This is a genomic window from Streptomyces sp. YIM 121038 (assembly GCF_006088715.1).
GTDB lineage: Bacteria > Actinomycetota > Actinomycetes > Streptomycetales > Streptomycetaceae > Streptomyces.
On sequence record NZ_CP030771.1, the window covers coordinates 1,545,012 to 1,558,520 of the forward strand.

Sequence of the window (13,509 nt, forward strand, 5' to 3'; positions counted from 1 at the left end):
GCCGCCGATCATACGACGGACTCCCGCGCGGGTGCCACGGGGTCCGGTACCGCCTTCAGGGCCAGGTCGTTGCTGGACGTCAGATACGGGCGCAGCTCCAGGGCGCCGTCGGCGGTGGCGGGCCGTGCGCCGGGGAAGACGTCGGTGCGGCGCCGCTCGATGACGTCGCCGCGCAGCCGCGCGAGCCGGATGACGTGACCCTGCTCGTCGTACGGTTCGAGGCCCAGGTCCCAGATCGCCTCGCCGCCGGGGTGCTGCCCGGCCGGGTCCGCCAGCGGGACCCGGGCGGTGAAGCAGCCCGCCTCATCGACCGTGCAGCGGGTCTCGAACGAGGCGTCGCCGCCGCGCAGCCGGGCCCGGAGGCGGTAGTGGTGGCCGCGTGCCGCCGCGCCGTGCACCGTGCCGGTGAGGGTGATCGCGTCCGGGTCCACGGCGAGCGACTCCAGTTCGGCGTGGGCCGCCCTGCTCCAGGTGCGCAGGGAGAGGTTGCCGTCCTGGGTGCGGTACGGCACGGCGGTGGCGAAGCCCGCGCCGGAGGGGTGCGGGGGCACGGTGGGGGCGAGCAGCCTGCCGGTCTCCACGAGCCCCGCCCGCGCCCGCCGGACGCGGCCCTTGCGCCCCTGCTGGAGGTGGACGTTCCAGTAGCCCTCGGCCATGGGGCGGCCGCTGCGGTGGAGCAGGAGCTTGGCGTACGGCTCGGTGTCGTCGGCGGTGATCCGGAACGGCAGGCGCACCGTGTCGTCCTCGGTGCCCGCGCGCGGCCTGAGCACCAACTGCCAGTCCCCGTGGGTGAGTTCCGCCACGGGCACGCGGAAGTAGAGCGAGCCGTCGGGGGCCACGCGGCAGCCGACGGCGACCGGCGGCAGCGCCTTGCCGAGCCAGGCCGCCACGCCGAGGCGCTCGGCCAGCGCGCCCACGCGCTGGCGGGGCGTGCGGGCCACCGCCGTGCGCGCGGTGCGGGTCCGGGAGCGGCGGGAGGCCGCCGCGCCGGGCCGCAGGTCGTCGATCAGCGCCTCGTACTGGGCGGCCGTGTGGTCCGGCAGGAAGCGGCGGGCCGAGCGGATCGCGGCCTGGGCCATGCGGAAGCGTTCGGCGTCGTTCTCGATGAGGCGGCAGAGGGCGTCGGCGATGCCCTCCTCGACGGCGGCGTCCGGGCCGTCCGCCGGGACCAGCAGCCCGTCCTCGCCGTGCGTGATGATCTCGCGCGGCCCGAAGTCGCAGTCCGTGCTGACCACCGGCACGCCCAGGCGCATGGCCTCCACGATCGTCATGCCGAACGACTCGGTGGAGCTGGAGACGGCCGCGACGGCGCCCTTGGCCCACTCCGTGTCGATGGACGTGCGGGCGTCCATCAGGAACACGTGGTCGTGCAGGCCGAGTTCGTGGACGCGGTGGCGCAGCTTCTCCTTCTCGCGGCCCTGTCCGTAGATCCGCAGGGTCCAGTCCGGGTGCTGGGCCGCGACCTTGGCGAACGCCCCGATCAGGCGGTCGTAGCGCTTGACGGGCACCAGGCGGCCCGCCGCGACGACCGTCCTGGTGTCGCCGGAGGAGGCCTCGGCCTCGGGGGCGGGGATGCAGTTCGGGATGTGGGTGAGCCGCGTGGGGACGTCGGGCAGGGCCGCGCGGTAGGCGCGCTCGTCGCCGTGGCTGACGGTCACGAACGCGTCGAGGCGCGCGATCGCGGCGTCCTGGTCACGGCGCAGGCCCGCGCGGTGGAAGTCGTGGGTGACGTGCTCCTGGCCGATGCGCAGCTGGTCGGCGCGGCCGTGCTCGGCGAGGAAGCACACCAGGTAGGGGCGGGTCGCGATGACGACGTCCGCGTCGGAGCGGCGCAGGTGCTCGGCGAGCCGCGTCTCGCCGAGCCTGCTGGGCGGCGTCTTGCCCTTGTACATGAGGTCGTGCGGGCACACGGTGCCGGACGCGCGCTGGGCCGGGTCGCGGCCGTCGTAGTGCCGGGAGCCCGGGCGCAGGTCGACCAGGGGGCGCAGGGCGACGCCGGGCCCGAAGGGCAGGCTCGGGGTGTCGGCGGTGCGGTAGTACGAGACGACCTCGACCTCGTGGCGCTCGGCGAGCGCGGTGGCGAGGTTCGCCGTCGCGCGGATGGTGCCGCCGATGCCGTACGCGTTGTAGAGCAGGAAGGTGATCTTCATGAGGGGGTGTCCCGTGGGCTTCGAAATGAGGGGGGTGGCATCGGTGGGCGGGCGCTGGGGTGCGCTCCGGCGGCTAGATCACATGTGGGCCTTGGCCGGGGTGTCGTCCGAGATGTCCGTGGCTCATACACCCTCCCGCCCGTGCGGGGCCCGAGGCGTCCCGCCGGGGGCTGAATCCGGGGCGCCGAACGGCGGGAGCGACCCCCGCCGTTCGGCGGGGGTCGCGAGGACCGTCACGGGACGCGGTCCGCGACCTTGGTCGTACGCTGGAGCAGCGCCTCCAGCGGGCCGCGCCGGAAGAACCGCGTCCACAGCGCCGCGAACGCGCAGATGCCCACGACGAACCCGAGCAGCACGAGCGTCGACTGCGGCAGTTCGTCGCCGCCGAGGAAGCGGATGGCGACGATGTGCAGGACGTACGCGGTCAGCGACATGCTGCCGACCGCGATCACCGGCCCCGCGAGACGCCGGAAGCGCGGCAGCGCGTCGGCGGCGAGCAGGCACAGGGCGAGCACGGCGACGGCGACCCCGGTGTTCGCCACGATCGACAGGGTCGTCTCGCTGTGCGGCGCGGCGACGAACAGCCAGCCCCAGGTGTCCTCCTCGGGCCAGCCCGCGACGTCGGACCACCACGCCGTGCCCGTCCCGCCGGCCGGGAAGCCCGCCCGGCCCAGGGCCTGCGCCACGCCGGGCAGGTGGTGCAGGGCGAACCAGGACCCGCCGTAGCCCAGCACGGCCAGGCCCGCCCCGGTGGCGGCCAGGCGGATCCGGACGGCCGTGTCCGCCAGGTCGAGCCGCGCCACGGCCATGCCCGCGATGACGAAGGGCAGCCAGGACAGCGCCGGGTAGGAGCCGGTGAACAGCAGCGGGACCAGGCCGTCCCCGGTGCGGGGCCAGGCCAGGGGGCCCGTGGAGCCGCCGCCGAGGGCACCGTCGTAGTACACCGCTCGCACGATCAGGAACAGGAGCTGGGGCAGCACGAGCGCCGCCACCACGGCGATCTCGGCGAGCGTGCGCGCCGAGAGGCGGTACAGCGGCAGGACGAGCAGGAAGTACAGGCCGTAGAAGGCGAGGATCACCTCGACCGGCGTGCCGGTCATGGTGAGCGCGGTGCCGAGCACGAGGAGGACGACGGCGCGCAGGACGACCTTGGCCACGGCCTGACGGCCCGCGCGGCCGGTCCTCGGCGCCCGGCGCCCGGTCATCAGGACCACGGAGAAGCCCGCGAGGAACGCGAAGAGCGCCGACGACCGGCCGTGCGCCAGCTCCATGAGGAACCCCCGCACCCCGCCCGCCGTCGCGGGGTCGGGCCCCACATGGGCCGCGTACATGCCGAAGACGGCGAGGCCACGGGCGAGGTCGACGCCTATGAGACGGCCGGTCGACCGCGCCTCGGCCACCGGCGGCGCGGCCGGTGCCGGGGCCGTGGCCGCTGCGTTCTGTGTCATGCCGCTCAGCCTCGGCGGCGGGCCGCGCGCGGGGTATCCGGCAGTCGTCCGGCGCCGCTCCGCCGCCCGGCCCGCCCCTCCCCCCGAACGGCTGGAACCCCCACGCCGGGTGGCTGCCGTACGGGACCGCCCCCGCGCGCCACCGGCGCCGCCGCCTAGAGTCGTACGGGGACGATCACGAGGGCGGTCCCCTTCGCGGGCGGGCGGTCCGCGGGACGACGACGGCGAGGCGGCAGGCGTGATCCGGGTAGTGGTGGTCGACGACGAGGCCCTGGTGCGATCCGGGTTCGAGCTCATCCTCAACGCGGCCGACGACCTGCGCGTCGTCGCGACCGCCGCCGGGGGCGACGCCGTGGACACCGTGCGGCGCGAGCGCCCCGACGTGGTGCTGCTCGACATCCGCATGCCGGACGTCGACGGCCTCACCGTCCTCAGGGAGCTGCGGTCGCTGCCCGAGGCCCCGGCCGTGGCGATGCTGACCACCTTCGACACCGACGAGTACATCGTGACCGCGCTGCGCTCCGGGGCGGCCGGGTTCCTGCTCAAGGACACCGAGCCCGACCAGCTCGCCCAGCTGGTGCGCACCCTCGCGGCGGGCGGCGTGGTGATGTCGCCCAAGGCGTCGCGGTCCATGCTGCGCGCCCACCCCGGGCCCGGCGGCTCCGCCGCCTCGGGTGCGGACCGGGCCCGCGTGGAGCGCCTCACCGGCCGTGAGCGCGACGTCCTCGTCCTCATCGCCGAGGGCCTGACCAACGCCGACATCGGCACCCGTCTCCACCTCAGCGCGGGCACCGTCAAGGACCACGTGAGCGCCATCCTGACCAAGCTCCGCGTCACCAGCCGCGTCCAGGCGGCCCTGCTCGCCGAGCGCGCCGGGCTCCTGGACGCGGGAGGCCGCGCGGAGGAGCCCCGGTGAGCGACCGGCAGGACGCGGACGCCCCGACGCCGCGGCCCGACGCGCCGGGCCCCTCGGCGGACGACGGCGGGGCGCCCCCCTCGGCCGCCCGCCCGGCGGCGGACCGGCAGGCGTCGCGCCCCCCGGCGCGCCGTCGGGGCACGCTCGCGGCGCTGCGGGCCGAGCGGCCGCGACGGGTGCCGCCCTACCTCGTCGACCTGGTCGTCTTCCTCTGCGCGGTGATCGACCTGGGCTTCACCACCGACGGCTACGACGAGACACCGGGGGCGCTGACCGCGGCGACGGTGGCCTGTCTCGCGCTGCTGCTCCGGCGGCGGTTCCCGCTCGTCGTCGTGCTGCTCACGCTGCCCTCCAGCGTGATGGTGGAGCTCACGGTGCCGCCGTTCGCCGCCCTGTTCACGCTGGCCGACCGGACGCGGGACCGCAGGCTCCTCGCGCTGTGCGCGATCCTGTCGGCCGCCGCGTCCGCCTTCCCGTGGCCGCCGAGCGCGCTCGCCTCCGGCGACCAGACGTGGACCCTGATCTACTTCGTCTACACGCTGACGACCGCCGCCGCCCCCGTGCTGCTCGGCCAGCTCACCCAGGCGCGCCGGGACCTGTCGCGGCGCCTGGCCGAGATCGAGCAGGCGCGCGAGCACGAGCGGGCGCTGCACGCGCAGGCCGTGCTCGCCCAGGAGCGCGCGCAGCTGGCCCGCGAGATGCACGACGTCGTCTCGCACCAGGTGTCGCTGATCGCGGTGCGGGCGGGCGCCTGGCAGGTCGCCGCCAAGGACACCGACTCGCGGGAGGCGGCCCGCACGATCCGCTCCCTGAGCGTCAACACCCTCGACGAGCTGCGGCACATGGTCACGCTGCTGCGCGCCTCCGGCGGCCGGGCCACCGAGCTCACGCCACAGCCCACCCTCGCCGACCTGCGGACCCTGGTCGGCTCCAGCGGCATCGAGGCGGAGCTGACCGGCGCGCTGCCGCCGGACATCGCGACGCCCGCGCAGCGCGCCCTGTACCGCACCGTGCAGGAGGCGCTCACCAACGTGCGCAAGCACGCGCCCGGCGCCCGCGCCCGCGTCCACCTGTGGGACGACGGCGAGGAGTTCGGGGTCACGGTCACCAACACCCCGCCCACCCGTCCTTCGCTGCCCCTGCCCGGCTCCCAGCAGGGCCTCATCGGCCTGCGCGAGCGCGCGGACCTGCTGCACGGCACCTTCCACGCGGGCCCCACCCCGGACGGCGGCTACCGGGTCAGGCTCGGCGTCCCGAGCGCGGGCGACTGAGCCCGGCACGCCCCGGCCTGTCCGGCCTCCTCCTGTGCCGCGCGGACGGCACCCCGTATACCTGGGGCCCATGACCACGCCGCAGCCCCGCCCCGCATCCCGGCCGCGTGCCGCGCTCGCCATGGCGCGCGACGCCGCCACCGCCGTCCTCGACGACCAGGCGCTCGCCGCGCTCGACGCCGTCTGCGACCTGACGTATCCGCCGCTGCTCGACGACTTCGGCACGGCGGCGGCCCGGGCCGTCCTCGGCCGGGTCGAGGTGCTCGTCACCGGCTGGGGCTGCCCGCCGCTCGACGCGGCCGCGCTCGCCGCCGCGCCCGGCCTGCGGGCCGTCGTGCACACGGCGGGCTCCGTGCGGGGGCACGTCACGGACGCCTGCTGGGAGCGCGGCGTGCAGGTGTCGTCGGCGGCCGCCGCCAACGCCCTGCCGGTCGCCGAGTACACGGTCGCGATGGTCCTGCTCACGGGCAAGCGGGTCCTGGAGCGCGCCCGCGCCCACACCGCCGCGCGCCGCCCCGACGACCCAATGCGCACGCCCCGCACGCTCGGCAACCACGGCCGCACCGTGGGGATCCTGTCCGCCTCGCACGTCGGCAGGCGCGTCATCGAGCTGCTGCGCCCGTACGACCTGCGGATCCTGCTGCACGACCCGTACGTCGACGCGGCGCGGGCGGCCGCCCTCGGCGTGCGCGGCGTGGGCCTGCGGGAGCTCTTCGCGCAGAGCGACGTCGTGAGCGTGCACACGCCGCTGCTGCCCGAGACGCGGGGGCTCGTCGGCCGGGACCTCATCGCGGCCCTGCGCAGGGACGCGGTGCTCATCAACACCGCGCGCGGGGCCGTCGTCGACCAGGACGCGCTCACCGAGGCCGTGACGGCGGGGCGGATCCGGGCCGTGCTCGACGTCACGGACCCCGATGTGCTGCCTCCCGGACATCCGCTGTGGGACTGCGAGAACGCCCTGCTCACCCCGCACCTCGCCGGGTCGCAGGGCAACGAGTGGCGGCGCCTGACCGACCTCGCCGTGAGCGAGGTGGCCCGCTGGGCGGCGGGGGACGGCTTCGCCCACGCCGTGTCCGCCCGGCGGGCCCGGCTGCTTGCCTGAGGGGCGGGGCGTCAGGCTCCCGTCGTGGAGCCCGGCCGGACGATCATCAGGATGGTGACGGTCGCCCACAGGACGTTGAAGATCCCGGTGGCCATGGCGAGTTGAGCACTCGCCCGCGCGTCGGGCCGCACCGCGACCGCGCCCTCGGCGGCGCGGGCCGCGCCGTCCTCGGCCCCGGGGGCGGCATCGGGCCCCGGCCCGGTCACCGCCGCCAGGGCCGTCTCCTGCCGGGGCAGGACCAGCAGCATCAGGACCAGGGCCGCCAGCAAGGTCAGCCCGATCGACGTGACCAGCCACGGGCTGCCCAGGACGTCCATGCTGCTCGCGGTGGCGAAGCCGAAGGCCACCACGGCGATGCCGAGGCCTCCGTAGACGCGGCTGATGCGGTGCAGGGTGCGCAGGGTGGTGACGGGCCGCGGGTCGTCGGGGGCGGCCAGGGCCTCGCGCAGGACCTTGGGGAACATGCTGGCGGCGACGGTGACGGGGCCCACGGCGACGATGGCCGCGAGCACGTGCAGGGTGAGGAAGAGTTTCGACATCGAGGGCTCTCGGGTGGGCGGCGGGACAGGGGGCTTCAGATCGCGACGGGCTCGGTGCCGGTGTCGCTCCAGACCACGCCGCGGCGCTCGTACGCGAAGAGTTCCTCGACGGCGTGGGCGACGCGCGGCCCGAACTCCCGCTCGAGGAGGTACAGGCCGAGGTCGAGGCCCGAGGTGACGCCGCCGCCCGTGACCAGGTCGCCGTCGTCGACGACGCGGGCCCGGACGGTGCGCACGCCGAGCCCGGCCATGCCGTCCAGGGCGGCGTGGTGCCCGGTGGCGGGGCGGCCCTCGACGAGCCCGGCCAGGGCCAGGAGCAGCGAGCCGCCGCAGACGCTGGCCACGGTCACGCCGGGGCGGGCCAGGGCGTCGCCGAGGAGCCCGGGCAGGCCGGTGCGCAGCGTGCGCCCGAGCCGTGCGGGGATGCTGTCGTCGTCGGGGTCGCGCTGTTCGGTCGCCCCGGCGGCGCCCGGCAGGAGCACCAGGTCGGCACGGGAGGGGTCGAGCCGGGCCGTGGCCCTGAGGCTGATCGCCGCCAGCCCGCTGGGGACGTCGCGGGGGCCCTCCGCCGAGACCAGTTCCACGGTGAGCGCGCCGCCGGTCGCGTGCCCGCCCGCGTACAGGACCTCCAGCGGGCCGAGGACGTCCAGCGGGTCGAAGCCGTCGAAGAGTACTGCCTGCACGCGCATGCCGGGGTTCCGTTCCGTGGTGAGGGATCCGTGCTGAGGGGCTCGGGCACCGCCGAGGCTAGCCAGGGCGCGCCGCGCCTCGACAGTGGCTGGAATGACAGCTTTCAACGGGATATCGCCAGCACGGCACGGGGAAGGACCGAGGGGTACGCGGGTCGGGGAGAGCCTGGTCGGGCGCTGTCCGCGTACGGCGTCCCGGCTTGGCGGGAAACCGGCGATGTCGTACGTTGCCGCCATGCACACGGTCGCGGTCCTCGCCCTGGACGACGTCATCCCCTCCGACCTGGCGATGCCCATCGACGCCTTCGCCCGCACCCGGCTGCCCGGCGAGCGCTCCGGCTACCGGGTACGGGTGTGCGCGGCCGAGGAGGAGGTCGACGCGGGCGGCGCGTTCGCGCTGCGGGCGCCCTACGACCTGAGCGGGCTCGCCGACGCCGACACGGTGATCGTGCCGGGCGTGCACGACCCCTCGGCGCCGGTGCGCGAGGACGTCCTGGACGCGCTCCGCGAGGCGGCCGGCGCGGGCACCCGGATCGCCTCGGTCTGCGTCGGCACGTTCGTGCTCGCGCAGGCCGGGCTGCTCAAGGGGCTGCGGGCCACCACGCACTGGTACGCGGCCGACCGGCTCGCCGCGGCCTACCCGGACATCGACGTCGACCCGGACGTCCTGTACGTGGACAACGGCCAGATCCTCACCTCCGCGGGCGCGGCCGCCGGGATGGACCTGTGTCTGCACATGATCCGCCGCGACTACGGCTCGGCGGTCGCCGCCGACGCCGCGCGCGCGTCCGTGATGCCGCTGGAACGCGAGGGCGGCCAGGCCCAGTTCATCGTCAGCCAGCCCCCGGCGCACCCCTGCGGCCGGGCCCTGGAACCGCTGCTCGCCTGGCTCGACGAGAACGCGGCCCGGGAGCTGACCCTCGACGACATCGCCGCGCACGCGGGCCTGAGCAGCCGCACCCTGCTGCGCCGCTTCCGCGAGCAGACCGGCACGACGCCGCTGCAGTGGCTGCACCGGGCGCGGGTGCGCCGGGCCCAGCACCTCCTGGAGACCACCGCCCACCCGGTGGAACGCATCGCCGCGCAGGTCGGCTTCGGCTCGCCGACGGCGTTCCGCGACCGCTTCAAGCGGGTCGCGGGGGTCAGCCCGCAGGCGTACCGGCGGGCCTTCGGGGCGCGGGCCTAGCCCTCGGGGACCGATCCCTCAGGGGACCAGGACGAGACGGCCGCGCAGGCCGCCCGCCGCGAGGCGGGTGTGGGCCTCGGCCGCGCGCGCCAGGGGCAGCGTGTCGGCCACGCGCAGCGTGAGTCGGCCCGCCGCCGCCAGGGCGGACAGCTGCCCCAGGGCCGCGCCGTCCGCCGCGATCCAGTGGTTCCGGGAGCGGATGCCCCGCAGGCCGGGCGGGGCGTCCGCCGCCACCGCCACGAACGCCCCGCCGCCCCGCACGGCCGCGAGCGCGGGCAGCCCGACACCCGCCGCGTCCAGGGCCCCGGCCGCGCCGCCCGGCACGGCCGACCGCACCGCCGCCGCCAGGTCCGGGACGTCCCGGGGCACGAACCACTCGGCGCCCAGGCCCCGCACCAGGCCCTCGTCCGCCGCGCCCGCGACCGCCACCACCCGCAGCCCGCGCAGCGCCGCCAGCTCCACGGCGTACCCGCCGACGGCCCCCGCCGCGCCGGTCACCACGAGCGGCGCCCCGGGCGGCAGGTCGAGGGCGGCAAGGGACTGCCAGGCCGTGAGTCCGTTCAGCGGCAGGGTGGCGGCCGCCGCCGACGGCTGTCCCTCGGGCGCCGGTGCCACCGCCGTCGCGTCCAGGACCACGTAATCGGCGTACGTCCCGAGGGAGACGTCCAGCAGGTCGCGCAGGCCGATGACCTCGTCGCCCACGGCGAGGGCGGTCACGGACGGGCCCGTCGCGTCCACCGTCCCGGCCACGTCCCAGCCGAGGCCGGTCGTCGCGCGCGGCGCCATCCGCCCCGCCGCCACGAGCGCGCCGGAGCGGGTCAGCAGGTCCACGGGGTTGACGGCCGCCGCCGCCACGCGGATCCGCACCTGGCCGGGGCCCGGCACGGGCACCGGTACCCGCGTGAGCCGCACGGCCTCCGGTCCGCCCGGCACCCGCACCACCGCCGCCCGCATCACCGTCGTCGCGCTCATCGCCCCGCTCCTCCGCCGTCGGCCCCGCCGCCCCGTCGGCGGCCGGTTGACCTCGGCACCCAACGTAGGGAGAGTTGCTCTCCACAGGGAAGTACGCACTTCAGAGTGCCTATGTCACCCGGAGGAGACCCCGTGACCACCCGGACCGCCGCACAGCGCCGCGCCGAGGCGCGGGCCGCGTACGACGCCTTCGTCGCGCAGTGCCCCACCCGCCAGCTCCTCGACCGCATCGCCGACAAGTGGGTCTCGCTCGCCCTGACGGCGCTGGCCGACGGGCCGCACCGCTACAGCGAGCTGGCCCGCCGCCTCGCGGGCGTGAGCCAGAAGATGCTCACCCAGACCCTCCGCAACCTGGAGCGCGACGGCCTGGTGAGCCGCACCGTCACCCCGGCCGTGCCGGTCCGCGTCAGCTACGCGCTCACGCCGGCCGGCGAGAGCCTGGCCGGGCTGATGGGGGCGATCAAGGGCTGGGCCGAGGACCACATGGACGAGGTGCTCGCCGCGCGGACCGCGTACGACGACGGGGCGACGGCCGCCGCCGACTGACCCGACAGCCGTGCACGGGAGCGCGCGCACCCGGCGAGCGGCTCACCCCTTGCGCGCCACCACCAGGCGCCAGCGCGGGCTGCCGTCGTCCCTGCGCCCGAACTCCGCCAGCGGCAGCAGCCGTACCGCGAACCCGGCGCGCTCCAGATCAGCCCGCACTCCGGCCAGTGGAAACGTGCGGTAGTACATGACGAAGGGCGGCCGCCACAGCGCGTTGCGCACCCGCATCGCCGAGTCGAAGCCGAGCATGGCCCAGTACCATGGTGACGTGAGTGGCTGGGGTGCGCCGAGAGGAAAGGCGAACAGGCCGCCGGGGCGCAGCGCCCGGTGCACCTGGGCGAACAGCCCGGGCCGCTCGGACGGCACGAAGTGGCCGAACGCCCCGAAGCTGACGGCCACGTCGAAGGCTCCGGCGAACGGCAGCGCGCGGGCGTCGGCCCGCACCCAGTCCACCGTCGGGCCGGAGTCCGGCGCGGCGACGGCCGCCCGCGCCTCGGTCAGCATCCCGGCGCTGAAGTCGACGCCGGTGACCCGCTCCCGGCACAGCGGCAGCAGCGTCTCCACGCCCGCCCCGGTGCCGCAGCACACGTCGAGACCCACCGGGAACGGGCCAAGTGGACGCAGGGCGTCGGCGGTTGCCTCCAGGATGCGGTCGGGCGTGCGGAACGGCGTGCGGTCGAACTTGGGAGCCAGCAGGTCGTAGCCGCGCTCGGTGGAGGACAGCGCCTGCACGGCCAGTTCGCGGAACGAGGGGCCCTGGGAGGTGAACACCGGCACAGCCTAATGAGTCGGCCTGGCCGGGAACCGCCGCGCGGTCTACCGGGCCGGGAAACGCGTCGGGTAGAGCTTCGACTGCCGCACACCCGAACTCACGCCCCGGAGGTATCCCCATGTGCGCACGTAGGACGCCCGACGGCACCGGCCCGGCGATGGCCGAGATGGCCGGCAAGACCCGCTTCGACGACATCTACGACCGCCCCGACCCGAGGGCGTATTTCCGCCGCCTCGCGCCCTTCGCCTACGAGATCCCGCAGCACGCCCAGGACGTCTTCCGCCGCACGCTCGCCGAGCGGGAGCAGGAGGGCCCGCCCGGCGCGGACGGCGAGCGCATCACGGTCCTCGACCTGTGCTGCTCGTACGGCATCAACGCGGCGCTCCTGAACCACGACCTCACGCTCGACGACCTGTACGCGCACTACACCGACGAGGCGGCGGACCGGCTCACGCCGGGTGAACTCCTGGACCGCGACAAGGAGTTCTACGCCGAGCGGCGCCGCCCGGACGCGGTGCGGATCATCGGCGTCGACACGGCGGCGCAGGCCACGGCCTACGCCCTGGCCGTCGGCCTGCTCGACGAGGCCTATGCGGAGAACCTGGAGCGGGTCCCGCCCAGCCCCGGACTGGCCCGCGCCCTGGGCCGCGTCGGTCTGATCACCGTCACCGGAGGCATCGGCTACGTCTCGTACCGCACCTTCGACGCCCTCCTCGCCCACGTCCGGCTCCCCTTGTGGGTCAGCGCGTTCGTGCTCCGCACGGTGCCCTACGACAGCATCGCCGAGAGCCTCGCCGCGCACGGCCTCACCACCACGACGGACCCGCACCGCCTCTATCCGCAGCGCCTGTTCACCGGCCCCGCCGAACAGCGCGACGCCGTCGCCCGGGTCGCCGCCACGGGCGCCGACCCCACCGGCTTCGAAGCGACGGGCCGCTACTACACCCGCCTGTACGCGTCACGGCCCGAGGCCGCCTGAGGACCGCGCCGGGCAGGCCCTCGCCCCTCCCCCACTCCCGGGCGTATCGTTAAATACGGGACAAATCAGCGATCCCGGACGGCTCGACCGACAGGGGGTCGTCATGCTGGAGGAACTGATCGTGGCGGGCGCGGCCACGGCCTCCGCCGGTCTGGTGTACGCGGCGTCGGCGGCGCGTGTCGTCAAGCAGTACGAGCGCGGTGTCGTGTTCCGCCTCGGGCGGCTGCACGGCTCGCCGCGGCCGCCCGGGTTCACGATGGTCGTGCCGGGTGTGGACCGGATGCGCAAGGTCAACCTCCAGATCGTGACGATGCCCGTGCCCGCGCAGGAGGGCATCACCCGGGACAACGTCACCGTCCGGGTCGACGCCGTCGTCTACTTCAAGGTCGTCGACGCCGCCAACGCGATCGTGCAGGTCGAGGACTACCGCTTCGCCGTCTCCCAGATGGCACAGACGTCGCTGCGCTCGATCATCGGCAAGAGCGACCTGGACGACCTGCTCTCCAACCGCGAGAAGCTCAACCAGGGCCTGGAGCTGATGATCGACAGCCCCGCCATCGGCTGGGGCGTGCAGATCGACCGCGTCGAGATCAAGGACGTCTCCCTGCCCGAGACCATGAAACGCTCCATGGCCCGCCAGGCCGAGGCCGACCGCGAACGCCGCGCCCGCGTCATCAACGCCGACGCCGAACTCCAGGCCTCCAAGAAACTCGCCGAAGCCGCCAAGGAGATGTCCGAGCAGCCCGCCGCCCTCCAGCTGCGCCTGCTCCAGACCGTCGTCGCCGTCGCCGCCGAGAAGAACTCCACCCTCGTCCTGCCCTTCCCCGTCGAACTCCTGCGCTTCCTGGAACGGGCCGCACCGCAGCAGACCCCGCGGGACGGGAGCTGAGAAGGAGGGCCGCGGGGTCTTGAGGGGCCTGCCGCCGCATGCTAGAAAGC

Annotated in this window: 13 protein-coding genes; 7 read left to right on the forward strand and 6 right to left on the reverse strand. The window is 75.5% G+C overall.

Annotated elements, in window-relative coordinates; genetic code table 11:
- Positions 1–8: 8 nt before the first annotated feature.
- Complete coding sequence (locus C9F11_RS49635; protein ID WP_138958242.1) at positions 9–2,150, reverse strand: glycosyltransferase family 4 protein; 2,142 nt, start codon at positions 2,148–2,150, stop codon at positions 9–11.
- Positions 2,151–2,383: 233 nt separating this feature from the next.
- Positions 2,384–3,598: a DUF418 domain-containing protein gene (locus C9F11_RS05880; RefSeq protein WP_138958243.1), complete on the reverse strand. Its 1,215-nt coding sequence runs from the start codon at positions 3,596–3,598 to the stop codon at positions 2,384–2,386.
- 250 nt (positions 3,599–3,848) lie between these two features.
- Between C9F11_RS05880 and C9F11_RS05885 the strand changes: the two genes are divergently transcribed.
- From C9F11_RS05885 to C9F11_RS05895, 3 genes are all read left to right on the forward strand, one after another.
- Positions 3,849–4,514, forward strand: a complete 666-nt coding sequence (locus C9F11_RS05885; protein WP_138966131.1) for a response regulator transcription factor — start codon at positions 3,849–3,851, stop codon at positions 4,512–4,514.
- A gap of 176 nt (positions 4,515–4,690) precedes the next feature.
- On the forward strand, positions 4,691–5,785 hold the full coding sequence (locus C9F11_RS05890) for a sensor histidine kinase (protein WP_138966133.1): 1,095 nt from the start codon (positions 4,691–4,693) through the stop codon (positions 5,783–5,785).
- Positions 5,786–5,855: 70 nt separating this feature from the next.
- Positions 5,856–6,887 carry a hydroxyacid dehydrogenase gene (locus tag C9F11_RS05895; RefSeq protein ID WP_138958244.1) on the forward strand — a complete coding sequence of 344 codons (1,032 nt, stop codon included), beginning with the start codon at positions 5,856–5,858 and terminating at the stop codon, positions 6,885–6,887.
- 11 nt (positions 6,888–6,898) lie between these two features.
- Here C9F11_RS05895 and C9F11_RS05900 read toward each other — a convergent pair whose 3' ends face one another.
- Together C9F11_RS05900 and C9F11_RS05905 are read right to left on the reverse strand one after the other, a co-directional pair.
- Positions 6,899–7,426 carry a hypothetical protein gene (locus C9F11_RS05900; RefSeq protein WP_138958245.1) on the reverse strand — a complete coding sequence of 176 codons (528 nt, stop codon included), beginning with the start codon at positions 7,424–7,426 and terminating at the stop codon, positions 6,899–6,901.
- Positions 7,427–7,461: 35 nt separating this feature from the next.
- Positions 7,462–8,115: a DJ-1/PfpI family protein gene (locus C9F11_RS05905; protein ID WP_138958246.1), complete on the reverse strand. Its 654-nt coding sequence runs from the start codon at positions 8,113–8,115 to the stop codon at positions 7,462–7,464.
- A gap of 235 nt (positions 8,116–8,350) precedes the next feature.
- Here C9F11_RS05905 and C9F11_RS05910 point away from each other — a divergent pair, with 235 nt between their 5' ends.
- Positions 8,351–9,301: a helix-turn-helix domain-containing protein gene (locus C9F11_RS05910; RefSeq protein ID WP_138958247.1), complete on the forward strand. Its 951-nt coding sequence runs from the start codon at positions 8,351–8,353 to the stop codon at positions 9,299–9,301.
- An 18-nt stretch (positions 9,302–9,319) separates the two neighbouring features.
- Here C9F11_RS05910 and C9F11_RS05915 read toward each other — a convergent pair whose 3' ends face one another.
- Positions 9,320–10,273, reverse strand: a complete 954-nt coding sequence (locus tag C9F11_RS05915) for an NADP-dependent oxidoreductase (protein ID WP_138958248.1) — start codon at positions 10,271–10,273, stop codon at positions 9,320–9,322.
- A gap of 132 nt (positions 10,274–10,405) precedes the next feature.
- Between C9F11_RS05915 and C9F11_RS05920 the strand changes: the two genes are divergently transcribed.
- Positions 10,406–10,819, forward strand: coding sequence for a helix-turn-helix domain-containing protein (locus C9F11_RS05920; protein ID WP_171075649.1), 414 nt, complete (start codon positions 10,406–10,408; stop codon positions 10,817–10,819).
- Between the two features lie 42 nt (positions 10,820–10,861).
- Here the strand turns inward: C9F11_RS05920 and C9F11_RS05925 are convergent, their stop codons facing one another.
- The gene (locus tag C9F11_RS05925) at positions 10,862–11,590 is read right to left on the reverse strand and encodes a class I SAM-dependent methyltransferase (protein ID WP_138958250.1); all 729 of its coding nucleotides are present in this window, start codon (positions 11,588–11,590) and stop codon (positions 10,862–10,864) included.
- Positions 11,591–11,709: 119 nt separating this feature from the next.
- Between C9F11_RS05925 and C9F11_RS05930 the strand changes: the two genes are divergently transcribed.
- Positions 11,710–12,570, forward strand: coding sequence for a hypothetical protein (locus tag C9F11_RS05930; protein ID WP_138958251.1), 861 nt, complete (start codon positions 11,710–11,712; stop codon positions 12,568–12,570).
- A 103-nt stretch (positions 12,571–12,673) separates the two neighbouring features.
- Complete coding sequence (locus C9F11_RS05935) at positions 12,674–13,459, forward strand: slipin family protein (RefSeq protein WP_138958252.1); 786 nt, start codon at positions 12,674–12,676, stop codon at positions 13,457–13,459.
- The last annotated feature ends 50 nt before the right edge of the window (positions 13,460–13,509 follow it).